Source organism: Candidatus Pelagibacter communis (assembly GCF_001179965.1).
Lineage (GTDB): Bacteria > Pseudomonadota > Alphaproteobacteria > Pelagibacterales > Pelagibacteraceae > Pelagibacter.
The window spans coordinates 164082-188376 of the sequence record NZ_CVSH01000052.1; the positions used below are offsets into that span (position 1 = coordinate 164082).

Here is a 24295-nt window from a genome sequence, read left to right on the forward strand (position 1 = left end):
TCCTATCTAGACTAAGAAGACTCAATTTAATAATATAAATATATATATATGAAAACTTTTAATGAAAAAGAAGAAAAACTTAATTCTTCACTTCAGAAGTTAAAAAAATTAAAATTTGAAAATCCACAATTAGCAGAACAAACTAAAAATTTAAAAGCTCAAAAAAATCAATTAGAAATTGAAAAAAGAGATATAGAGGAGAAGTATCGAGTTCTAGTCACCGAACATGAGACTTTAAGGAAAAAAATAAAAGACGAAAAACTCTCACAAAGACATAAAGAATTAAAATTTAACGAAAAAATAGATGAATTAAATCAAGAAACAGATATTTTGTTAGAAGAGATTGATAAATGGCAAATGTAAATATTAAATTTAATGGTAAAGAATTTTTGTTATCCTGTGATGATGGCCAAGAGGAGCATTTAGAGGAATTATCAAACCTTCTTAGCAAAAAATTCGAAGAATTAAAATCAAGCTTAGGAAATATAGGTGAAAATAAATTGTTACTGATTACATCAATTAAAATTATCGATGAATATTTTGAAACAATGAAAAAAGTTGATAATAAAAAAAAAGAGTTTCAGTTACTAAAAGATAAATTCTTAGATTTAAAAAAATTAGTTTACCAATATAAAGATGAAAAAGAGAGTGAAATTCAAACTCTGGTAAATGAACACGAAAAATTAAAAAAAGAAATTAATAAAATTCATGAAAATTACTCAAGAATTATTGAAAATACGACCAAACAAATAGATGATTTTGTCGAAAAAATTAGCACAGAAAACTCAGTACAATAAATTGTGTTAAAACATAAAATCAGAAAAAAAATATTAAAAATCAGAGACGAAAAATATTCTAAGTCATTAAATATTGATAAAAAAAAAATTTTAAAAATTATTCAAAAAGCAAATATTAAAAAACCAGTTATTGGTATTTATTACCCAGTTAATTCTGAAGTTAGCACAAAAAAGATTATGGAGTTTTTAGAAAAAAAAAAATTTACAATATCACTTCCAATTTTAAAAAATAATATCGAAATGGAATTTTATAAATATAAAATAAAAGATCCTCTTTATATTAATAAATATGGTATACCAGAGCCAAAAAAGAAAACGAAAGTTAAGCCAAATATTTTAATAATACCCTTGGTTGCGTTTGATAGACAACTAAATCGTTTAGGTTATGGTGGAGGTTTTTATGATCGTTTTTTATGCAAGATGGGAAAAAATATAATTATTAAATTGGGTTTGGCCTTTTCGTATCAAATGATTAAACACGTACCTGTTGAAAAATTTGACAGGAAATTGGATGTTGTTTTAACTGATAAAGAGATATTTGAAACATGAGGATATTATTTTTAGGAGATGTAGTAGGTGAACCAGGTTGTGATGCAATAAAAAGAAATTTAAAAAATCAAATTAAATTAAAAAAAATTGATTTTGTAATTGTCAATGGTGAAAACGCTGCCAAAGAAGGAGTAGGGATTACAGAAAAAATCTCTAACGATTTTTTTAATTGTGGTGTTGATGTAATCACAACTGGAAATCATATTTGGGATCAAAAAGAAACTGCGGAATATATAGATAAAGAAAAAAGATTACTTAGACCTTATAATTTAATAGCGCCATCACCTGGAAAGGGATTTGAAATCTTTGAAACAAAAAATAAATCTAAAGTAGGTGTTTTAAATTTAATGGGAAATATATTTATGAAAAAGTGCGAAAATGTCTTTGAGTCTATAAAAAAATTTACTTCGCAAAATAAATTAAAAGAAAATTACGATTATTTGATTGTCGATTTTCATGGAGAAATAACAAGCGAAAAAATGGCGGTTGGACACTTTATGGATGGTATTGCAACTCTAGTAATTGGTACTCACACTCACGTTCCAACAAGCGATACAAGAATATTAAAAAAGGGAACAGGTTATCAAACTGATGCAGGAATGTGTGGAGATTATGATTCAGTTATTGGAATGAACAAAGAAAATTCAATTAAAAAATTTTTTAAACAGGATGCAAAAAAACATTTCCCTGCAACAGGGCAAGCAAGCCTTTCAGGCGTAATTGTAGATTGCAATAGAGATACTGGTTTAGCTGATAAAATTAATAGTTTTATCTTAGGTGGAGATTTAAAAAATACAAATTAGTTATGGCAGGTCATTCACATTGGGCAGGAATTAAACATAAGAAAGGTAGAGCAGACAAACAAAGATCAAAAATTTTTTCAAAAATATCCAAAGAAATTACCGTTGCTGCCAAATTAGGTGATAAAAATCCTGATATGAATCCCAGACTGAGATCAGCCATACAATCAGCACGTTCAGCTAATATGCCAAAAGAAAATATTGAGAGAGCAATTGATAAATCCACAAACATAAATTCCTCAAATTTTCAGAGCATGAGATACGAGGGTTTTGGACCAAAAAATATTGCAGTTATAGTAGAAGCATTAACTGATAATAAAAATAGAACTGCATCAAAAATTAGAACTATTTTTCAAAAGAATGGAGGTAGTCTTGGTTCATCCGGCTCTGCATCTCATAATTTTAAACAAATCGGAGTGATTAAAATTCCAAAAAATGAAATTTCAGAGGAGAAAATTTTGGATGTTGCTATTGATTCAGGTGCAGAAGAGTGCCATTCGGATAATGAAATTCATGAGATACATTGTGAAAAAAATAAAATATACGAAGTAAAAAAAAAATTAGAAATGACTGTTAAAAATTTTATATCAACAGAAATTGAATGGATACCAATTAATAATGTAATTATCTCCAAAGATATTTTTGATGAAATAAGTGATTTTTTAGATTCACTTGATAATGATGATGATGTACAAAATATTTTTACGAATCTAAAAATTGGGAGTAATTAATGTTGATTATTGGAATTGATCCAGGAATTTCTGGCGCAATTTGTTTTATGGAGGATGGAAAAATAACTGATGTAATAGAAATGCCAAGTATGGCCGAAGGAAAGAAAAATAAAAAACAAGTCAATAGTTCTCAAATATTTAATGAAATTTCCTCTAAAATAAAAAATTATAACAAGAATGAAGTAAAAGTAGTCATAGAACATGTAACTGCTATGCCTGGACAAGGAGTTACAAGCATGTTTAATTTTGGTCAATCATTTGGTGTATTAAAGGGTATATGCTCAGCAATGAATTTATCAATGTATTTTGTTAGGCCTGCTAAATGGAAAAAATATTTTAATTTGATTAACTCAGAAAAAGACGCCAGCAGAACTAGAGCTATCGAAATATTTCCTTATTTTTCTGTGAATTTATCAAAAAAAAAAGATGCAAATAAAGCTGATGCCATGCTTATTGCTAGTTATTTCTACGAAAATTTAAGATCAGAATAGACAATTTTGAAATTTAAGACAAATTGATGACACAATTAAGTGACAAGTAGATCAAATGGAAGCAGATATAACATCACAAGCAGTTGGTTTAGCAAGTAACACTGACTTTTCACTTGTTCAATTATTTATACGCGCAGATTTTGTAGTCAAGTCTGTAATAATTATTCTTATAGCTTGCTCAGTATACTCATGGGCAATAATAATTGAAAAAGTAAAATTATTTAAAAAAATAAATGAATCTTCCGAAATTTTTGAAGAACGATTTTGGAAATCAAAGTCAGCTGAGTCTTTTTATAATACTATACCAAAAAATATAGAAGATCCAATGGCACTTGTTTTTAAATCGTCTATGGAAGCAGCACTAAAAACAAGATCAAAAACGCAACTCAATGAAAGACTTTCAAACATGCTTGAAATAAATATAGAGAAACAGATGAATAAAATTGAGAAGAGTTATACTTTTCTTGCAACCGTAGGTGCAACAGCTCCTTTCATTGGATTATTTGGTACAGTTTGGGGAATAATGAATTCATTTCAATCAATTGCTATATCTAGAAATACTAGTTTAGCTATTGTTGCCCCAGGAATTGCAGAAGCTCTTTTTGCAACTGCACTCGGTTTGTTAGCTGCCATACCAGCAGTGATAGCTTATAATAAATTTAATAGTGACTCAAAAAAATACTCGCAGAAATTAGAAAATTTTTCAAAAAGATTTCTAACAATAATTTAAAATGGCTTTTAATCTTAAAAGATCCAAAAATGATCCAATGAGTGAGATCAATGTCACTCCTTTCGTTGATGTTATGCTTGTACTTTTAATTATATTCATGGTTACGGCACCCTTGTTAACAGTAGGAGTTCAGGTTGATTTACCAGAAAGTTCAGCAGACTCTCTTCCAGAGGAACAAGAACCTTTGACACTTACAATTAATTCTAAAGGAGAAATATTTATCCAAGAATCTAAAGTGGAATATGAAAAAATTATAGCGAAAATTTTAGCGGTCTCAAAAAATAGAACTGACACTAGAATATATGTCAGAGGTGATAAGACAATAAATTATGGTAGAGTTTTAGAAGTGATGGGAATGCTTTCTGGTTCAGGCTTTACAAAGGTAGCTCTAATATCCGAACCTTACAAAGAGAGGTAAAATCTTGGTCAGAAATGTTATAATCTCATCTGGATTTCATATCATAATGATATTTATAACAGCAATAAGTCTCCCTTTTTTTGACAAAAGAACCAATAGATTTACCCCCCCTTGTGTCTGTAGAGTTAATACAAATATCAGATAAGACTAATATTCCTTATGCGCCAAAAGCAAAAAAAATAATTGAAGAAGTAAAAAAAAAAGAAGAAGAAAAACTAACCTCTGAACAAGCACCACCAAAAAAAGTTAAAAAAGAAAAACCAGATGCAGTTCCCTTACCTGACGAAAATATTGATAAAGTAAAAAAAATTGAGGAAAAAAAACAAAATCCAGAAAAGCTCGATGAAGAAATTAAACAAGTTTCTGAATTTGAAAAAAAAGAATTATTTGATCCAAATAATATAGCCGCTTTAATTGATAAATCAAAAGAAGAATTCGCTGAAACTACAAAAAAAACTAATAAAATATCGCAATCTCAAAAAAAAGATCTAAGTATTACAAGTCTTACTTTGAGTGAAGAAGATGCATTAAAAGCACAAATTTTTGGTTGCTGGAGTATTCCTTTAGGACTACCATATAATGAAAATTTATTAGTAAGAATAAAATTACAATTAAAACCAGATGGAACAGTCGTTAAATCTGAGATATTGGATCATGCAAGGATGAATACACCAGGTCAGGGATTTTATAAAGTTTTGGCAGAAAGTGCGCTTAGAGCAATTAAAATGTGTCAACCCTTAAGGGTACCCACTGAAGGTTATGAAAGATGGAAAGAACTACAATTAAATTTCGACGCAAGAGAGATGTTAGAGGGATGATTAAATATTTTAAATATATTATAATTTTTTTGTTTAGCATCACACATGCCAATGCTTTAATTGAAGTAGATATTACAAGAGGAAATTTAAATCCTCTGCCTATTGCTGTATCTCCATTGTCAATTGATAGTAATTCTAATGAAGCACTTCAAAAAACATTGAAAAAAAAAAATATTGGATCTGAAATTTCAAAGGTTGTTGAAAATAACCTGCAAACTTCTGGTTTGTTTAATCCCTTGAGCAAAGATGCTTTTCTTCAGAAGCCTGATATAGCACACCTAAAACCAAGATTTGAAGATTGGTCTTTGATTAAAGCTCAAGCGCTAATCACAGGAAAAGTAATTTATAAAAATGAAAAACTAAGAGTAGAATTTAGATTGTGGGACGTGTTAGCAGGCAAAGAAATGATGGCATTAGCTTTCACTACAGTGCCAACAAACTGGCGAAGAGTTGGACATATAATTACCGACAAAGTTTACGAGAGGTTAACTGGAGAAAAAGGTTATTTTGATACAAGGATAATTTATGTTTCAGAAGAGGGACCAAAAACAAAAAGAATTAAAAAACTTGCGATAATGGATCAAGATGGATTTAATACAAAATATTTAACATTAGGAAATGAATTAGTTTTGACTCCAAGATTTAATCCTACAAATCAAATGGTTACTTATTTATCTTATTTTAGAAATCTTCCGAGGGTTTATCTTTTAGATATTGAAACAGGTATACAAGAGGTAGTAGGTGATTTTCCAGGGATGACATTTGCACCAAGGTTTTCACCAAATGGAAAAAAAATTATCATGAGTTTTGCTATGGATGGAAATTCTGACATATACACTATGGATTTAGAAAATAGAGTAGTTGAAAGAATTACAAATCATCCCTCAATTGATACGTCCCCATCTTATTCACCTGACGGAAAATATATTTGCTTCAATTCTGATAGGAGTGGTTATCAACAGATATATGTTATGAAGAGCGATGGTACAAAAGTCAAAAGAATTTCATTTGGCAAAGGTTTATATGGTACACCCGTATGGTCTCCAAGGGGGGACTTAATAGCATTTACAAAACTTCATAAGGGAAAGTTTTATATTGGTGTAATGAGAACGGATGGCTCTGGCGAAAGGTTATTGACTGAAAATTTTTACCAAGAGGCACCCTCATGGTCACCTAATGGTAGAGTACTTATTTTCTATAGAGAGACCAAGTCAGACTCTGAAGGCAAGGGGTTTTCTGCTAAATTATGGTCAATTGATTTAACAGGCTATAATGAGAGATTGGTGGACACTGAAACCGATGCCTCCGACCCATCTTGGTCGTCTTTATTAAGTAATTAGTATTAAATAGTTGATTTTTATACTTGAAAGATTTAATTAGGTGTGAAAAACTTAAAATATTCAAATAAGGAGTAGTTAATGAATTTAACGAAAATTTTCAAAAATGCATTTATGATAATGCTAGCAAGTTTAGTGCTTTCTGCTTGTGCAACTAAAAAAGTTACGAATCAAATGCAGGGCGATGTTTATACTGGAAAAGATACAGTTGAATATTTAGCTTCAGGAGTTGCAGATAGAGTTTTCTTTGCAACAAATGAATCTGTCTTGACTACTGCTTCAAGAGAAACTTTAAGAAAACAAGCAGCTTGGTTAAGAAAAAATTCAAAAATAAATGTTGTGCTAGAAGGTCATGCTGATGAAAGAGGTACAAGAGAGTATAACTTAGCTTTAGGTGAAAGAAGAGCAAATTCAGTTAAAGACTATCTTATGACTTATGGGATCTCTGGAAATAGAATTTCAGTAATCAGCTATGGTAAAGAGAGACCTGTTGATTCAGGTTCAAATCCTTTAGCTTGGTCAAAAAATAGAAGATCAGTCACAGTTAAAGCAAACTAATTTAGAAATACGAAAAGGCCCTGATTAAATTATCAGGGTCTTTTTTTTGCCATCATTATAATTACAAATAATCTTGATGACTAAACAAAAACTTTTTTTATTTTCTTTTGTAATATTTTTCTGCATTTTTATTCCAAAAAAAATATTTGCTGACAGTCATAATTATGAGGAAATTATTAAAATTATTCAACAAGATTTAAAAACATTAGAAAAAGCAGTTTATTCAAATTCACAGAATGAAATTCTTAACGAGAGTATTACAGAATTAGACCAGAGTTCTGAGGAAGTACTTACAAGGCACTTATTAAAACTTTCAGAAATTGAAAAACAATTTCAAGAACTTACCAACCGTTTTGAAGAAATAAATTTTAAATTAGACAAATTATCTAATAGGCTTTCTAAAGTACAGTCTGATAATCAGATGCGATTTCAACAACTTGAAACATTGTCAGTGAGTGAAAATAATAATAAGAAAATAAGTTCTTCAAGTGATAAAAAGAAAATTTTACCAGGATCGTCAGAACCTCAGGATCTTGGGGCAATATCTTACAAAGATACTGAGACAGATAACCAAGAACAAGAAATTCAATCAATAGATACCACAGGTTCAGTTGTTACTGAAACTTTTGTATCGGAAGAGAAGATTCTTCCAGATACAAATCCAGATAAACAATATGATTTTGCAACAAGCTTTTTAAAAAATGGTGATTACAATATGGCTGAAAGAGCCTTCAGAGAGTTTGTAAATACAAACCCTGATCACAAACTTGCAGGCAACGCACAATATTGGTACGCAGAAACATTTAGAATAAGACAACTTTTTACAGATGCAGCATCTGCATATTTAGAAGGTTATCAAAAATATCCGAAAAGCGAGAAGGCACCTATCAATTTATTAAAACTCGGTGTATCACTAGTACAAATTGGAGAAAAGGATCAAGGTTGTCTGATGATAACGGGTGTTAAACAACAATATCCAGAAGCTAATCAGTCTGTTCTTCAAAAAGCAAAATATGAAGAGAAAAAGTTTGAATGCTCAAAAGATAAATCATAATTTTATTAGCAACTTATTAAATAAAGATTTTATTAAGCCTATTTTCAGTAAGTTTGAAAAAAAATTAAATAGTAGAGAAAGTTTCTTAGTCGCAGTTTCAGGTGGACCTGATAGCTTAGCGCTTGCTTTTTTATCCAAGTGCTATGAAGAAAAATATGGTGCCAAATTCTATTATTGTATTATAGACCATAAATTAAGAAAAGACTCGTCTAAAGAGGCTCAGGATGTATGTAAAATCCTAAAAAAAATCAACATTAAGTGTAAAATTATTAAATGGATAGGCTCAAAACCTTCATCAAATATTCAGGCCATTGCAAGAGTAAAAAGATATTCATTACTAAGCGGAGAATGCTCGAGACTTAAATTAAATAATATTCTTCTTGGTCACCATAAGAATGATTTAAATGAGAATTTTTTTATCAGAATGACCAGGGGAAGCGGCTTGAAGGGTTTAGTTTCTCTGGACGAAAAGACTAAAATAAATAAAATCAACTATATAAGACCTTTATTAGAGTTTGATAAAAAACAACTTGAAAAAATAACTTTAAACGTCTTTAAAATTTTTGTTAAAGATCCATCTAATTTTAACAAAGATTTTAAAAGAGTAAGAATCAGAAAATTAATTGAAAATCTTAAAAATGAAGGTTTAGATGAAAATAAATTAATTTTAACTATTAAAAATTTAAAAACTGCAAATAACGCATTAGATTTTTATGCTAATCAAAATATTAAAAATAACCTAAGTTTTGTTTTAAATAAAAAAAAAGCTACGTTAAATCTTAATTTCTTCCTACAGCCGGATGAGGTGATTATGAGGTCTCTAAATATTGTAATGAGAAAGATTAGTAAAAAATACTACCCTCCAAGAGGAAAAAGCACAAATTTACTAATCAAGGAGATTAAGTCACATCCAAAATTTAAAAAAATGACACTTGGAGGCTGTTTATTTGAAAAAATCAACCAAACTGTTATAATTTCAAGTGAAAGTGGTTAAAATATATACTTGTTAAATTAATAATAATTCTTATTTTAGAAACATGAATTTTAGAAATCTAGCTATGTGGGCAATAATAGTATTTTTGACTATTGGCCTATATAATATGTTCAAAAACCCACAAGGAACACTAAATAACAATATTGAAAAAATTAACTTCTCAACTTTTTTAACTGAAGTTGAAAATGGAAGAGTAGTGCAGGTAGAAATAAAAGGTAATAACATAAACGGTGTACTATCTGATGGAAATAAATTTTCTACTTACTCTCCAAATGATCCGAACTTAATAGAAAAACTTTCAGACAAAGGTGTGAGTATTACCGCTGCGCCATTAGATGAAAAGATGCCATCATTATTTGGTGTGTTGTTGTCTTGGTTTCCTATGTTGCTTTTAATAGCCGTCTGGATATTTTTTATGCGTCAGATGCAAGGTGGTAAAGGCGGCGCAATGGGCTTTGGAAGATCTAAAGCAAAAATGATGAATGAGGTTAAAGGTAAAGTAACTTTTAATGATGTTGCGGGTGTTGAGGAAGCAAAAGAAGAGGTTGAAGAAGTAGTAGAATTTTTAAAAGATCCAAGAAAGTTTAGTAGATTAGGTGGCAAAATACCTAGAGGATGTTTGTTAGTTGGTCCACCAGGAACAGGTAAAACTTTATTAGCTCGAGCAATTGCTGGGGAAGCTGGTGTTCCTTTTTTTACTATATCTGGTTCTGATTTTGTTGAAATGTTTGTTGGAGTAGGTGCGTCAAGAGTAAGAGATATGTTTGAGCAAGGAAAAAAACATTCGCCGTGTATAATTTTCATAGATGAGATTGATGCTGTTGGAAGAAGTAGAGGAGCAGGTTTAGGAGGTGGAAACGACGAAAGAGAACAAACTTTGAACCAATTGCTAGTTGAGATGGATGGATTTGATACTAACGAAGGAGTAATAATAATTGCAGCCACAAATAGACCAGATGTTTTGGATCCCGCACTTTTAAGACCTGGAAGATTTGACAGACAAGTTGTGGTTTCAAATCCAGATATAATTGGAAGAGAAAAAATATTAAAAGTTCATGCTAAAAAAATTACTATGTCACCTGATGTAAATTTAAGAACTGTTGCGAGAGGAACCCCAGGTTTTTCGGGTGCAGATTTAGCTAATTTAGTGAATGAAGCTGCATTGTTAGCGGCTAGAAAAAATAAAAGAATTGTTACCTACCAGGAATTTGAGGAGGCAAAAGATAAAGTAATGATGGGAGCTGAAAGAAGATCAATGGTAATGACAGAGGATGAGAAAAAATTAACTGCTTATCATGAGGGTGGTCATGCTCTTGTTTCATTTAATATGCCTAACTATGATCCAATACATAAAGCAACAATTATTCCTAGAGGAAGAGCATTAGGAATGGTGATGAATTTACCCGAAAGAGATAAACATGGTCATTCTATAAAGTATTTGAAAGCCAGATTAGCAGTTTGCTTTGGAGGCAGGGTCGCTGAAGAAATTATTTTTGGAAAAGATAATATATCTACTGGAGCTGGAGGTGGAAGCGGATCAGACATTAACCAAGCAACTCAGTTAGCTAGAGCAATGGTAACTAAATATGGTATGAGTGAGGAATTAGGGCCAGTCGAGTATGGAGAAAATCAAGAAGAAGTATTTTTAGGAAGATCAGTAACCCAAACTCAAAGTGTTTCAGAGGCAGTCGCTCAAAAAATTGATAAAGAAATAAGAAAATTAGTTGATGAAGGTTACAATCAAGCAAGAAAAATACTTACTGAAAAGATTGATGATTTACATAAAGTTGCTAAGGCTTTACTTACTTACGAAACTCTAACAGGGGAAGAAATTGAAAATATTATTAATAAAAACATTTATCCTACAAATAAGGAAGATACTAAATCGGATGATAGCGACCAAAGCTCTGCATTAGGGTCAATAGGGCTAAAACCTAAAATCGTTCATTAAAGACCCATGCCAAAATATTACACAAGAGCGTGTAATTTTTATTTTGGCCAAGCATCTCAAGAAAAAGTAAAAAAGAAAAACTCACTTGCATTATATGGAGACAGTTCAATCTCCTTTGACATGATTGAACTTATTACTAGAAAAAGTTCAAGAAAACTAAGTATCTTTGAAATTAAAAAGATTAAAGGTAAGATTAAGAATAAGATTTTTTCTGATTTAAAGAAAATTTCTAAGAAAAAAAAGATCAAAAATCTTAATTTAAAAAAATTACCAATTTTGATGGGAGTTCTGAATTTAACCCCTGATAGTTTTTCTGATGGAGGAAAATATATAAAAAATAAAAACGGGTTATTACATGCAAAAAAATTAATTAATGATGGATGTAGTATTTTAGATGTTGGTGGAGAGTCTACCAGACCAGGATCTAAAGAAATTTCTTCGAGCGAAGAATGGAAAAGATTACATCCAACACTATCAAAAATTAAAAAATTCAAAAAATTCATTTCTTTGGACACAAGAAAAAGTGACATAATGGAAAAGGGGATTAAAAATAAAATTAATTTAATTAACGATATTTCTGGCCTTGAACACGATGTTAAAACTCTGGAACTATTAAAGAAAACAAAAATACCTTTTGTAATTCACCATATACAGGGAAATCCAGCAACTATGCAAAAAAATCCAAAATATAAAAATGTGATTTTAGATATTTACGATTTTTTTGAGAATAAAATAAAATATTTAAGGTCGATCGGTATTAAGCATAATAATATCATTTTAGACCCAGGTATTGGTTTTGGTAAAAACTTGAAACATAATATTACCTTATTGAGAAAGATTTCTATTTTCCACTCACTTGGTTTTCCTGTAATGTTAGGTACTTCAAGAAAAAGATTCATAAAAGATTTATCTGGAGAAAATGACAGCAAAGAAAGGTTAGGAGGAACAATAGCATCAAATTTATTTGCAATTATGCAAGGTGTTCAAATTTTAAGAGTGCATGACGTTAATGAGGTAAATCAAAGTATAAAGGTCTTTAAATCACTCAAATTTTAAAATGACAAAAAAATATTTTGGAACAGATGGAATTAGAGGCAAAGTTAATCAGAATAAAATTAATGGAGAGATGTTTTTTAAATTTGGCCTAGCTGCTGGCACATATTTTAAAAATCAAAAAAAATTTAAGCAAACTGCTATAATAGCAAAAGATACCAGATTATCTGGTTATTCCCTTGAGCCCGCACTCGTCTCTGGGTTGGCATCAGCTGGTATGCATGTTTATACCTTGGGGCCTTTACCTACAAATGGTCTAGCAATGTTAACCAAAAAAATGAAAGCAAATTTAGGTATAATGATTACCGCATCACATAATCCATATTATGATAATGGCCTTAAACTGTTTGGACCAGATGGTCTAAAACTGTCTGATAAAATTGAAAAAAAAATAGAAAAATTAATTGATATTAAAATCGTTAAAAATCTTTCGGAACCAAAAAACTTGGGAAGGGTAAAAAGATTAGAGGATGCGAATGATAGATATATAAAAATATTAAAAAAAAACTTTCCAAGTAATTTTTGTTTAAAAGGCATGAAGATAGTAATCGATTGCGCAAACGGTGCTGCATATAAATCTGGACCAAAACTTTTTAGAAGTCTAGGTGCAAAAGTTTTTGAATATGGGGCATCACCAAATGGCTTAAACATAAATCAAAATTGTGGTTCAACATTCCCGAATAAAATTAAACGCTTAGTGAAAAAACATAACGCTCATATCGGTATATCTTTGGATGGTGATGCTGATAGAATTATAATCTCTGATGAAAAAGGGAACATTATTGATGGTGATCAAATTATTGCTATGTTAGCAACAAGATGGAAAAGAAAAAAAATCTTAAAAGGAGGCGTTATTGGAACTTTGATGTCAAATTACGGTCTGCAAAACTATTTTAAAAGTAAAAAAATTAGGTTTATTAGAGCTGATGTCGGAGATAGATATGTAAAAGAAAAAATGCAGAAAAATAATTTCAATCTTGGTGGCGAACAATCAGGACATATTATACTTGGAAAATTTGCAACAACTGGAGACGGATTATTAGTTGCCTTAGAAGTTTTATTCTCAATGAGAAAAGGAACTAAAGCCAGTCAATTGTTTAATCTATTTAAGTTAACTCCACAAATTTTGGAGAATATTAAAGTAAAAGATAAATCAATAATTAATTCAAATAAATGTATAATCGCTATAAAGAAAGCAGAAAAACTTATTAAAAATAATGGTAGGATGCTTGTAAGAAAGTCAGGAACTGAACCTAAAGTAAGGATAATGGGAGAGTCTAGTAATATAAATTTATTACAAAATTGTATCAATATTGTAAAAAAATCTATTAATTAAATTGAAAATAAAATCTAAAATATTGGTAATTGCAGGCTCAGACTCCTCAGGGGGAGCAGGAATACAAGCTGATATAAAAACAATTACAAGTCTTGGTTCGTATGCAATGACAGCAATTACCGCATTAACCTCACAAAATACGTCTGGCGTATTTTCCATATTAAAAGTTCCAATAAATGAAATCAAAAATCAAATTGAATTTACGTCAAAGGATATCAAGCCAGATGCAATTAAAATTGGTATGTTACACTCCTCACCTGTTATTAAAACTATTATAAAATCTTTGAAAAAAGTTAAAATAAATAAAATAGTTTTAGATCCAGTAATGGTAGCAAAGGGTGGTACAAAACTTATAGATAATAAGTCAATTAAAATTATTAAATCACATCTAATTAAAAAAGTAACAATAATTACTCCAAATATTCCAGAAGCTGAGATACTTACAAAAACAAAAATAAGATCAATACCAGATATGATTTTTACTGGAAAAAAATTATTAAAACTTGGTGCAAAAAATGTTTTAATTAAAGGTGGTCATTTAAAATCAAAATATGTTTTTGATATCTACTTAAATAAAAAGGAAAAAGTAATATTCAAAAGTAAAAGAATAAAAACTAAAAATACACATGGTACTGGTTGTACACTTTCAAGTGCAATAGCAACATATTACTCGTGTGGAAAAACATTAAAGAATTCTTGTAGAATGGCGATCAATTATGTTAACCATGCTATCGGGAGTGGTCCCAGGTATGGAAAGGGTCATGGGCCAATAAACCACATAAGTGTAATTAATATAAATAAAAAATTTAAATGAAAAATGTTGTAGTAGTTGGTTCACAGTGGGGCGATGAAGGTAAAGGAAAAATAGTTGATTGGCTTTCAAGTGAGGCAGATGTAGTTATTAGATTTCAAGGTGGACATAACGCAGGCCACACTTTAGTTATTGATGGCATCACATACAAATTAAGGTTATTACCCTCTGGCATAGTTAGAAAGAATAAAATTTCAGTGATTGGGAATGGTGTTGTGGTAGATCCATGGGCTTTTTTAGAAGAAATAAAAGAGATTAAATCAAAAGGTGTAGAAATTTCTGAAAAAAATCTAATTTTATCTGAGGCAGCAAACTTAATTTTGCCTTTTCATAGAGAAATGGATGAAATCAGAGAAGATACAGCTGGAAAAGCAAAAATTGGAACAACGCGAAGAGGAATAGGACCTGCGTATGAAGATAAAGTTGGAAGAAGATCAATAAGAGTTATGGATTTAATTTCCGAGGAAAACTTAAATCACAGATTAGAGACTGTTTTAATGCATCATAATGCTATAAGAAAAGGTCTTGGAAAAGAGATATTTCAAAAAGATCAACTTAAAAAAGAATTACTTGAAATAGCACCAGAAATACTAAAATATTCTCAGCCAGTATGGAAAAAAATTGATGAATTTAAACAACAGAAAAAAAAAATATTATTTGAAGGCGCACAAGGAATTTTATTAGATGTTGATCATGGTACTTATCCATTTGTAACTTCCTCAAATACAGTAGCGTCTTCAGCTGCAACAGGCTCTGGCTGTGGTCCTAACAGCATAAACTATGTACTTGGCATAACTAAAGCTTATACTACTCGAGTAGGCGAAGGCCCATTTCCAACAGAACTAACAGATAGCATTGGAGAACAATTGGGGCAAAAAGGAAAAGAATTTGGAACAGTTACTAGCAGGAAAAGGAGATGTGGATGGTTTGACGGGGTTTTGGTAAGACAAACAATTAAAATTTCAGGAATAGATGGCATAGCTTTAACAAAATTAGATGTTTTGGATGAACTTGATGAAATAAAAATTTGTATAGCTTATAAATTAGATGGTAAAAAAATAGATTATTTACCAGCTGCGGTTGACGACCAATTAAAAGTGATTCCAATTTATAAAACTTTTAAAGGATGGAAGTCTTCAACAAAAGGTATTAAAAACTTTAATGATTTACCGATAAATGCCAAAAATTATGTTTCTGAACTTGCAAAATTTATTGAAACTAAAATATCAAGCATATCAACTAGCCCAGAAAGAAACGACACAATTTTGATTGAGGATCCTTTCAATAATTAATTGGCTGGTAATAAATTTTTTGACCTCGCAGCATTAAGCATATGTTTTTGAAGCTTTTCGAATGCTTTGTTTTCAATTTGTCTTATTCTTTCTCTGCTAATTTTATATTTTTTACTTAAATCATCCAAAGTAATTGGTTCATCCGCAAGTCTTCTCGAGTAGAGTATTTCTTTTTCTCTGTCATTTAAAATTTTTATAGACTCCGATAATAAATCTTTTCTTTGTTCTATTTCTTCTTGCTGAGCAAATTTTAGTTCCTGATCCATATCTTTATCAACAACCCAATCTTGCCATTCATCACCATCTTCACCAATGGGTGCGTTTAAAGACTGCTCTTTTCCTAATAATCGTCTATTCATAGATATTACTTCATCCTCACTTACATCAAGTCGATTCGCAATATCTTTTACGTGCTCATGTTTAAGATCACCCTCTGTCTTAGGTGCAATCTGATTTTTTAGTTTCTTAAGGTTAAAAAATAATTTTTTTTGAGCTGCGGTTGTTCCAATTTTAACTAAACTCCAGGATCTTAGAATATACTCTTGAATAGATGCTTTTATCCACCACATTGCGTAGGTTGCTAAACGAAAACCTTTTTCTGGTTCAAATTTTTTTACAGCTTGCATTAATCCAATATTACCTTCTGAAATCATTTCACTTACTGGTAAACCATAGCCTTTGTAGCCCATTGCGATTTTTGCAACTAGCCTCAAATGACTCGTAACTAATTTTTCTGCAGATTTTACATTTCCTGTAGCTTTCCAATTTTTTGCAAGCATATATTCCTCCTCAGCATCAAGCATTGGAAATTTTTTTATCTGATCAAGGTAAGCAGTTAAGCCACCTTCATTTGATAACGCAGGAAATTTAAATGTTGTAGAACTCATGACACTTATTTAATAAAATTTTATAATTTTACAATGGGTTTTTTTAAGCATTTTTAAGGCTTTTTATTATATTTTCTAAATCTTCAGGTAAATTTGATGTAAATTCCATATTCTCGTTTTTAACTGGATGAACAAAGCCTAATGTTTTAGCATGAAGAAATTGTCTTTTTAAATTTATTAATTTTTTCTCAACATTTTTGTCTATATCTTTAAATTTTTTAAATTTTTTTTTATATTTTTTATCACCTAAAATATTATTACCCTTATAAGACATATGAACTCTTATTTGATGAGTTCTTCCTGTTTCTAATTTACATTCTACAAAACTAAAAGTTGGTATTTTTTTTTTTTCAAATACTATTAAAGTCTTATAGTTTGTAATTGCATTTTTTCCCCTACTAATTCCTACCTCCATAATTTGTCTGTTTTTTGAACTTCTGGTAATTAAAGTTTGAATTTTCCCTTTCTGTGGTCTCAATTTTCCCCAAACTAAAGTTTGATAAACTCTTTTGATAGTATGTTCACTAAATTGTTTGGATAAAATTTCATGTACAAAATTATTTTTTGCGATTACTACTAAACCAGATGTATCCTTATCTATTCTGTGGACTATACCTGGCCTTGTTTCACCATTAATATTAGATAAATTTTTTTTGTCATAACTTACCAAGGCATTGACTAATGTTTTATCATAATCACCTGCACCAGGGTGCATTGATATACCAGCAGGCTTGTTAATGACCAAAAGGTATTTGTCTTCAAAAACTATATTTAATTTAAAATCATAAGGTTTGATTAAAGTTTTCTTTGGTTCAGGAATTGTAAAAATTAAATTATCACCAGGCGATATTTTCTTTGATGGATCAAAAATAAACTTCCCATTTATTTTAAGATTTTTAGCAATAATAAGATTTTTAATTCTAGTTCTGCTCAGTTCACTATACTTTTTTGCTAAAAATTGGTCCACTCTCTCTTTTGGACTTTTATCTTGAACAATTAAATTAATGTTATTTTTCATAAATTATAATAATAATACTATATGCGCTTGTAGCTCAACTGGATAGAGCGCCTGACTTCGGATCAGGAGGTTCTGGGTTCGACTCCTAGCGGGCGCACCATTATTCTCCAATATTTATAAGAGATCCCTTTTTCCGCGCTTGTCTAAATGAGTAATAAAAAAGAACAATACCTATAAATAAATAGAATATATTGAGAATAAAGGCATTTTTAATATTTGAATAGTCAACATATTGATTTATTAAAATCGATCTTGCCTCTTCAAAAATATACACAAGCGGCAAAGCCTTAGCCATAGTTTGTAGCATATCTGGTAAAATTTCTATTGGATAATATATGCAACCTAATGGAGCTAACAAAAATAACGAGGACCAAGCTATATTTTCAAATGCTGGTCCATATCTTAATAGACCAGACGATACAAACAAACCTAGTGTTATTCCAAAAATATACAAACTTAAGAATAGAAATAATAAAGGTATGCCAAGATTTAAAATTGAAATACCAAACAAAGGACTTGTAATTAGTATAGCAGGTACAAGTCCTATTAGGGTTCTAATTAAAGCAGTTACGACTAAAGATATAATTATTTCACTTATTCTCATAGGAGCAATAAATAAATTAGTGAAATTTCTACTCCATATTTCCTCTAAAAATAGCATGTTAAAACTAATACTTGATCTAAATAGGAAATCGTAAAGTATCGCACAAGTTAATATAACACCCAAAGTATTATTGTAATAGTTGCTATAAGTTGAAAAAAATAAAGAAATAAAACCCCACAAAATAATTTGGATTGTTGGCCAGTAAATCAAATCTAATATTCTTGGAAGTGAACTTTTAATTAAAAAAAAGTGTCTTAAAAAAAGTCCATAAATTCTGTTAAAACTCATTTGATGTCCTATTTAATTTTAAAAAAACCTCTTCAAGATTTATTTTGCCATGTTTTTTAATCAACTCATTGGGTGTGCCTCGATCGATTAACAAACCATCTTTCATCATCAAAACATTTTTACAAAGTCTTTTTACTTCATCCATATTATGTGAAGCGAGCAGAATCGACATTTCTCTCTCTTTTGATAATTTTTCTATAAAGGTTCTAACAAAATCACCTGTCTCAGGATCTAATGATGCTGTAGGCTCATCTAAAAATAGTATTTTTGGATCATTGATAAGAGCTTTAGCTAAACTCACTCTATTTTTTTGGCCAGATGATAATTCACCAGTTTTTTTATTTAAAAATTCGGTTAACCTTAATTTTTCTGATAAATGATCTATTCTTAACAAAACTTTTTTTACCCCGTATAGTTTTCCATACACAATTAAATTTTCTTTTACAGTTAGTTTTTTTGGCAATTCGATATAAGGAGAAATAAAGTTCATTTTATGTAAAAGTTTAATTCTATTTTTCTCAATATCCTCACCATCTATCAGCACTATTCCATTTGTAGGTTTAAGCAGTCCGAGCATCATTGCTATTGTCGTAGTTTTACCGCAACCATTTGGACCTAATAAACCTAAAATTTCATTCTTATTTATTTTAAAGTTAATATTTTTTACTGCAGCTTTATTCGAATAGTTTTTTGACAGATTTTTAACATCAATAGGATATTGCATTATCTTTTAGATGCCCTAATCAACCTATCGTTTATAGTTTGGCCAATTCCTTTATTTGGGATTTTTTCAACTGAAATACTATTATATTTTAATTTTTTAATCATTCTAAGTGTTTTATATAAGTTTTTACCCGCTTCATTAAGATTGTTATTTTTTGTCAAATAAAAGAAATTTTTATCAGATATTTTTCTTTTTTTAATTAATAGAAATGCCTCATGCTTCTTAGGATTTTTAACATTTCTTCTAATTTGAATTCCAGGAGAATAATGAAGCTTACCCTGACCTGGAACAGAATTTTTATTATTTTTGGATTTATAATTTACTTTATTTTTGAGAACTTTATTTATTTTACTTACTTCTATTGCTCCTAATCTTAAAATAGCAGGTTTAGGATCTAAATTTACAATTGTTGACTCTAAACCTATTTTTGAACTGCCACCATCTAGAATGAATTTGATTTTATTACCAAATTCTTCTTCAACATCTTTTTTTGAAACAGCACTAACTTTTGTTGAAATATTTGCACTTGGTGCTGCAAGAGGAAAATCAAGCTCTTTAAGTAACTTTCTTGTTAATGAATGCTTTGGAAACCTTACTGCAAGTGTTTTTTTTTTATTTGTTACATTTTTTGATATTTTATTTTTACTTTTAAGCTTTAGTATAAAAGTTATTGGGCCAGGACAAAATTTTTTATATAGTTTGATAAAATTTTGATTTATTTTGCAATCTTTTTTTAAGTTTTCTAAAGAATAATAATGAACAATCAAAGGATTATTTTTTGGTCGTTTTTTTAATTTAAAAATTTTTGAAGTTGCTAGATCAGAGTATGCATTAGCTGCTAAGCCATATACGGTTTCTGTAGGTATTCCAATACACTCATTTCTATTCAATAAAAATTTACTTTTTTTAATATTTGAAAGATCTTTTTTCATGTAATAATAAGACTTTTTATATGAAAGATAAAAATTTGCCAAACGATATTCAAAGTAAATCTGTCGAAGAGTTGACAGATTTAGCTACCAATATAATCGAAAATCTTGAAAATAAAAAAAATTTAGAGAATTCGGTTGAAGAATATCAAATGCTTATAAAATTAAATAATTTAATAGAAAAAAAATTTCAGAAAACTTCTAAACAAATTTCAGAGATCACAAAAGATAAAATAAAATTAATTTTACAAAATAAAAATGGAAAAAAAACTAAATAAAATTGCAAAGGATACTAATAAATTTATAAAAAGTTTTTTTTATTTGCAAAAAAAAACTGAACTAATTCCTCCAATGAAATATGGAATGTTTCCAGGTGGAAAAAAAATTAGATCAAAACTTATAATAGATATTGGTAAAATTTTTAATATTGAATATAAAAAATTAATACGTATTGCTGCAGCAGTAGAGTGTATTCATGGATATTCTTTAATACATGATGATTTACCATGTATGGATAACGATAACCTTAGAAGAGGTAAATTATCAACCCATAAAAAATTTGGAGAGTCAACCGCAATACTAGCTGGAAATTCTTTATTAACAATTGCGTTTGAAATTCTTTCTGACAAGAATTTTAAAATAGAAAGCAATACTAAAATCAATCTTATAAATTCTATCTCAAAATGTTCTGGCCATACAGGTATAGCAGGAGGGCAATATCTAGACTTAAGTTTTGAGAAAAAAGAAGTTTCAATTCAAAAAATTAAAATTATGGAGGTAAAAAAAACGGGAAAACTTTTTAGTTTTTGTTGTATGGCACCCATTATTGTTTCAAATAAATTAAAACATATAAAAAAATTTGAGTTAATTGGAGAACAAATAGGGCTATTATTTCAAATAGTTGATGATTTAATTGATTTAAAAAGCTCCTCTAAAAGAGCTGGAAAAAAAACTAAAAAAGATATGAAAAAAGGTAAAGCTACGCTCATAAAAGTTTTAGGATACCAAAATACAGTTGATTATCGAGATAATTTAAAATTTAATATCTTAAAAAAAATTTTAATATATGGAAAAAAAAGTAAAGATTTAAAAGATACAATAAACTATATAGTTAACAGAAGTAAATGAATAAAAATTATAAATATTTAGATAATATTAATTTTCCATCTGATATAAAAAAACTTTCTCAATCTGAGCTTAAAATATTAGTTAAAGAGTTGAGAGAAGAACTTATTGATGCAGTTTCTGAAACTGGGGGACATTTAGGAGCAGGATTAGGTGTTGTTGAACTTACAGTTGTTCTTCATTATATTTTTAACACACCCAACGACAAATTAATATGGGATGTCGGACATCAAACCTACCCCCATAAAATTTTAACTGGAAGAAAAGATAGGATTAGAACATTAAGAAAAGGTGGTGGGCTATCTGGTTTCACAAAAAGATCGGAAAGTGAGTATGATCCTTTTGGAGCTGCTCATAGTTCAACTTCAATATCATCTGCTTTAGGTATTGCAGTTGCAAACAAATTATCAAATAAAACTGATAATGTTATTGCTGTCATTGGCGATGGGGCGATAAGTGCAGGAATGTCTTATGAAGCAATGAATAATGCAGGCTCTAGTAAAACTAAAATGATTGTAATTTTAAATGATAATGACATGTCGATTGCTAAACCGGTTGGCGCTATGAGAGCATACCTTGCTAAAATCTTATCTGGAAAATTATATTTTAGTTTTAGAGAAACACTTAAGCTTATAATATCTGCATTTTCAAAAAGATTTAGCAAAAAAGCCGGTAAGGCTGAAGATTTTTTAAGATCAGCAATGACAGGCGGAACTCTTTTTAATTCAATGGGTTTCTATTACATAGGACCTATTGATGGGCATGATGTAGATGCTCTTGTTTCAGTAATGAAAAATGCTAAAGAAATTAATTATGATGGTCCTATTATGATCCACATAAAAACGGAAAAAGGAAAGGGATATGAATTTGCTGAAAAATCAAAAGACAAATTTCATGGTGTATCCAAATTTAATGTAAACACTGGTATACAAGAAAAATCTAATTCGAGCACACCTTCATATACAAAAGTATTTGCGAATACATTAATTAAGCATGCCGAAAAAGATAGTAAGATAATTGGAATAACTGCTGCAATGCCATCAGGAACAGGGATGGATTTATTTGGGGAAAAATTTCCTTCAAGAATGTTTGATGTTGGAATTGCTGAACAACATGCAGTAACTTTTGCAGCTGGACTGTCTACTGAGGGATATAAACCCTATGCAGCAATATACTCTACTTTTTTGCAAAGAGCCTATGATCAGGTTGTTCATGATGTTGCAATTCAAAATTTACCAGTTAGGTTTGCTATAGATCGTGCTGGACTAGTAGGTGCAGATGGACCTACTCATGCTGGATCTTTTGACATAACTTATCTTTCTACTTTGCCAAATTTTGTAGTTATGGCTGCAAGCGATGAGGCTGAACTTGTAAGAATGGTCAATACGTCAATAGATATAAATGATAGACCATCAGCATTCAGATATCCAAGAGGAAATGGTATAGGAGTTGATTTACCTTCTATTGATGAAAAAATAGAAATTGGAAAAGGACGAGTAATTAAAGAAGGAAAGAAAATTGCAATAGTTAATTTTGGAGCAAGATTAAGTGAATGTTTGATGGCCTCAGAAAATCTCTCAAAAAAAGGGGTTAATCCTACAATTGTAGATGCTAGATTTGCCAAACCTTTAGATGAAAATTTATTTTGGCAAATAGCAACTGATCATGAAGCAATAATATCAATTGAAGAGGGTTCGATTGGTGGATTTGGATCACATCTATCTCACTTTTTGTCTGAAAAAAATTTGATTGATAAAAGTTTAAAATTTAGATCTATGATTTTACCAGATACGTTCATCGATCATGATAAGCCTGATATAATGTACAAAAATGCAGGCCTAGATGCACGAAATATCGAAAATAAGGTTTTTGACACTCTTAATTCAAAGGTAATAATTAAAAAATCAAATTAGGAAAGACATTGTGCACTATTAAGCAAATAGTGATCTAATAATACACAGTGCATCATTGCCTCGCCAATTGGCACAGCTCTTATTCCAACACAAGGGTCGTGTCTACCTCGTACTGAAATAGATGTATTTTTTCCAAATTTATCTATTGTCTTTCTAGACGTTAATATTGAAGATGTTGGTTTAACTGCAAAAGATATTACAATTTCTTGACCGGTAGATATTCCACCAAGTATTCCACCGGCATTATTTGATTTAAATTTTGTCGATTTTCCTCTCTGAAATATTTCATCAGAATTTTGTTCACCTGACAGCTGAGCTGAGTTCATTCCAGATCCTATATTTACTCCTTTAACAGCATTTATACTCATCATGGCGGCTGCTAAATCCATATCTAGTTTTGAATAAATAGGTGCTCCTAAGCCTAATGGAATACCTCGAGCCCTAACTTCGATAATTGCACCACATGAAGAACCTGCTTTTCTAACGCTCAACAAATATTTTTCCCATAATTTTAAAATATCTTTATCTGGACAAAAAAACGGATTTTTTGAGATAAATTTATCATTCCATTTATTTACGTCGCAACCAAGTATGCCTAATTGAGTAACTGCTCCAACAACTTTATATTTTTTTCCAATTTTTTTTTCTAAAACTTTTTTTGCTATTGCGCCCGCAGCAACTCTTGCAGCAGTTTCTCTTGCAGATTGTCTACCTCCACCTCTATAGTCTCTTATTCCGTATTTTTTGAAATACGTAAAATCAGCATGTCCAGGCCTAAATTTATTTTTAATTGTCTCATAATCTCTTGATTTCATATCTTTGTTATAAATAATCATTGAAATAGGTGTCCCAGTTGACTTTCCCTCAAAAACTCCAGATAAAATATTTATTTTATCATCCTCTTTTCTTTGAGTAGTAAACTTCGATTGGCCTGGCTTTCTTTTATTTAGCTCTATCTGTATGTCTCTCTCTGAAATAGGTATATTAGGAGGACATCCATCAACTATACAACCGATTGCTGGACCATGAGACTCTCCCCATGTAGTAAAACGAAATATCTTTCCAAATGTATTAAATGACATTAAAT

The 24295-nt window shown here is 29.9% G+C and carries 26 protein-coding genes, 1 tRNA gene and 1 pseudogene; 22 read left to right on the plus strand and 6 right to left on the minus strand.

The annotated features are described in order from the left end of the window. The first annotated feature begins 48 nt into the window (after positions 1-48). From AMN73_RS03170 to AMN73_RS03255, 18 genes and pseudogenes are all read left to right on the plus strand, one after another. A complete protein-coding gene (locus AMN73_RS03170) occupies positions 49-363 on the plus strand; it encodes a 5-formyltetrahydrofolate cyclo-ligase (RefSeq protein WP_075534831.1) in 315 nt (104 codons plus the stop codon). Continuing rightward, positions 351-797: a cell division protein ZapA gene (locus tag AMN73_RS03175; RefSeq protein ID WP_075534832.1), complete on the plus strand. Its 447-nt coding sequence runs from the start codon at positions 351-353 to the stop codon at positions 795-797. The genes AMN73_RS03170 and AMN73_RS03175 overlap by 13 nt, the downstream gene beginning before the upstream one ends. Positions 798-800: 3 nt before the next feature. Next, positions 801-1346 carry a 5-formyltetrahydrofolate cyclo-ligase gene (locus tag AMN73_RS03180; RefSeq protein WP_075534833.1) on the plus strand — a complete coding sequence of 182 codons (546 nt, stop codon included), beginning with the start codon at positions 801-803 and terminating at the stop codon, positions 1344-1346. Continuing rightward, positions 1343-2149: a TIGR00282 family metallophosphoesterase gene (locus tag AMN73_RS03185; protein WP_075534834.1), complete on the plus strand. Its 807-nt coding sequence runs from the start codon at positions 1343-1345 to the stop codon at positions 2147-2149. Before AMN73_RS03180 ends, AMN73_RS03185 begins: the two co-directional genes overlap by 4 nt. A 2-nt stretch (positions 2150-2151) precedes the next feature. Beyond that, on the plus strand, positions 2152-2877 hold the full coding sequence (locus tag AMN73_RS03190) for a YebC/PmpR family DNA-binding transcriptional regulator (RefSeq protein ID WP_075534835.1): 726 nt from the start codon (positions 2152-2154) through the stop codon (positions 2875-2877). Further along, positions 2877-3368 carry a RuvC family protein gene (locus tag AMN73_RS03195; RefSeq protein ID WP_075534836.1) on the plus strand — a complete coding sequence of 164 codons (492 nt, stop codon included), beginning with the start codon at positions 2877-2879 and terminating at the stop codon, positions 3366-3368. The genes AMN73_RS03190 and AMN73_RS03195 overlap by 1 nt, the downstream gene beginning before the upstream one ends. Before the next feature lie 55 nt (positions 3369-3423). Beyond that, positions 3424-4098, plus strand: coding sequence for a protein TolQ (tolQ, locus tag AMN73_RS03200; RefSeq protein ID WP_075534837.1), 675 nt, complete (start codon positions 3424-3426; stop codon positions 4096-4098). A gap of 1 nt (position 4099) precedes the next feature. Next, entirely contained in the window at positions 4100-4516 is a 417-nt protein-coding gene (gene tolR, locus AMN73_RS03205) for a protein TolR (protein ID WP_075534838.1), read from the plus strand. 4 nt (positions 4517-4520) lie between these two features. Further along, positions 4521-5334 (plus strand): annotated as a pseudogene (locus AMN73_RS03210) (cell envelope biogenesis protein TolA). After that, positions 5331-6674, plus strand: a complete 1344-nt coding sequence (gene tolB, locus AMN73_RS03215; protein WP_075534839.1) for a Tol-Pal system beta propeller repeat protein TolB — start codon at positions 5331-5333, stop codon at positions 6672-6674. The pseudogene AMN73_RS03210 and the gene tolB overlap by 4 nt, the downstream one beginning before the upstream one ends. Before the next feature lie 78 nt (positions 6675-6752). After that, on the plus strand, positions 6753-7229 hold the full coding sequence (gene pal, locus AMN73_RS03220; RefSeq protein WP_075534840.1) for a peptidoglycan-associated lipoprotein Pal: 477 nt from the start codon (positions 6753-6755) through the stop codon (positions 7227-7229). Positions 7230-7305: 76 nt separating this feature from the next. Next, positions 7306-8283, plus strand: coding sequence for a tol-pal system protein YbgF (gene ybgF / locus AMN73_RS03225; protein WP_075534841.1), 978 nt, complete (start codon positions 7306-7308; stop codon positions 8281-8283). After that, complete coding sequence (tilS, locus tag AMN73_RS03230; RefSeq protein ID WP_075534842.1) at positions 8243-9277, plus strand: tRNA lysidine(34) synthetase TilS; 1035 nt, start codon at positions 8243-8245, stop codon at positions 9275-9277. Before ybgF ends, tilS begins: the two co-directional genes overlap by 41 nt. Positions 9278-9320: 43 nt before the next feature. Beyond that, positions 9321-11228 (plus strand): ATP-dependent zinc metalloprotease FtsH, encoded by a 1908-nt coding sequence (gene ftsH / locus AMN73_RS03235; protein ID WP_075534843.1) that lies wholly within the window; start codon positions 9321-9323, stop codon positions 11226-11228. Between the two features lie 6 nt (positions 11229-11234). Beyond that, complete coding sequence (folP, locus tag AMN73_RS03240) at positions 11235-12284, plus strand: dihydropteroate synthase (RefSeq protein ID WP_075534844.1); 1050 nt, start codon at positions 11235-11237, stop codon at positions 12282-12284. Position 12285: 1 nt separating this feature from the next. After that, a complete protein-coding gene (glmM, locus tag AMN73_RS03245) occupies positions 12286-13617 on the plus strand; it encodes a phosphoglucosamine mutase (RefSeq protein ID WP_075534845.1) in 1332 nt (443 codons plus the stop codon). Between the two features lies 1 nt (position 13618). Next, positions 13619-14431 (plus strand): bifunctional hydroxymethylpyrimidine kinase/phosphomethylpyrimidine kinase, encoded by an 813-nt coding sequence (gene thiD / locus AMN73_RS03250; protein WP_075534846.1) that lies wholly within the window; start codon positions 13619-13621, stop codon positions 14429-14431. Continuing rightward, positions 14428-15720, plus strand: a complete 1293-nt coding sequence (locus AMN73_RS03255; RefSeq protein ID WP_075534847.1) for an adenylosuccinate synthase — start codon at positions 14428-14430, stop codon at positions 15718-15720. Before thiD ends, AMN73_RS03255 begins: the two co-directional genes overlap by 4 nt. Here AMN73_RS03255 and rpoH read toward each other — a convergent pair. Continuing rightward, positions 15717-16607 (minus strand): RNA polymerase sigma factor RpoH, encoded by an 891-nt coding sequence (gene rpoH / locus AMN73_RS03260; protein WP_075534848.1) that lies wholly within the window; start codon positions 16605-16607, stop codon positions 15717-15719. The genes AMN73_RS03255 and rpoH overlap by 4 nt on opposite strands. A gap of 43 nt (positions 16608-16650) precedes the next feature. Continuing rightward, the gene (locus AMN73_RS03265; RefSeq protein WP_075534849.1) at positions 16651-17625 is read right to left on the minus strand and encodes an RluA family pseudouridine synthase; all 975 of its coding nucleotides are present in this window, start codon (positions 17623-17625) and stop codon (positions 16651-16653) included. Between the two features lie 23 nt (positions 17626-17648). Here AMN73_RS03265 and AMN73_RS03270 point away from each other — a divergent pair. Beyond that, positions 17649-17725, plus strand: a tRNA-Arg gene (locus tag AMN73_RS03270). On the opposite strand, the gene AMN73_RS03275 is transcribed toward AMN73_RS03270, so the two are convergent. Genes AMN73_RS03275 through AMN73_RS03285 form a run of 3 tightly spaced genes read right to left on the minus strand, consistent with a single transcriptional unit; the run spans position 17726 to position 20173 of the window. Next, complete coding sequence (locus AMN73_RS03275) at positions 17726-18517, minus strand: ABC transporter permease (RefSeq protein ID WP_075534850.1); 792 nt, start codon at positions 18515-18517, stop codon at positions 17726-17728. Then, positions 18507-19241 (minus strand): ABC transporter ATP-binding protein, encoded by a 735-nt coding sequence (locus AMN73_RS03280; protein WP_075534851.1) that lies wholly within the window; start codon positions 19239-19241, stop codon positions 18507-18509. Before AMN73_RS03280 ends, AMN73_RS03275 begins: the two co-directional genes overlap by 11 nt. Beyond that, entirely contained in the window at positions 19241-20173 is a 933-nt protein-coding gene (locus tag AMN73_RS03285; protein ID WP_075534852.1) for an L-threonylcarbamoyladenylate synthase, read from the minus strand. Before AMN73_RS03285 ends, AMN73_RS03280 begins: the two co-directional genes overlap by 1 nt. A 20-nt stretch (positions 20174-20193) precedes the next feature. Between AMN73_RS03285 and AMN73_RS03290 the strand changes: the two genes are divergently transcribed. The 3 genes from AMN73_RS03290 to dxs are packed head-to-tail and all read left to right on the plus strand — an operon-like array spanning position 20194 to position 23208. Then, complete coding sequence (locus AMN73_RS03290) at positions 20194-20448, plus strand: exonuclease VII small subunit (RefSeq protein ID WP_075534877.1); 255 nt, start codon at positions 20194-20196, stop codon at positions 20446-20448. After that, a complete protein-coding gene (locus AMN73_RS03295) occupies positions 20429-21298 on the plus strand; it encodes a polyprenyl synthetase family protein (RefSeq protein WP_075534853.1) in 870 nt (289 codons plus the stop codon). The genes AMN73_RS03290 and AMN73_RS03295 overlap by 20 nt, the downstream gene beginning before the upstream one ends. After that, positions 21295-23208 (plus strand): 1-deoxy-D-xylulose-5-phosphate synthase, encoded by a 1914-nt coding sequence (gene dxs, locus AMN73_RS03300; protein WP_075534854.1) that lies wholly within the window; start codon positions 21295-21297, stop codon positions 23206-23208. Before AMN73_RS03295 ends, dxs begins: the two co-directional genes overlap by 4 nt. Here dxs and aroC read toward each other — a convergent pair. Beyond that, positions 23205-24290 (minus strand): chorismate synthase, encoded by a 1086-nt coding sequence (gene aroC / locus AMN73_RS03305; protein ID WP_075534855.1) that lies wholly within the window; start codon positions 24288-24290, stop codon positions 23205-23207. The genes dxs and aroC overlap by 4 nt on opposite strands. Positions 24291-24295 lie beyond the last annotated feature (5 nt).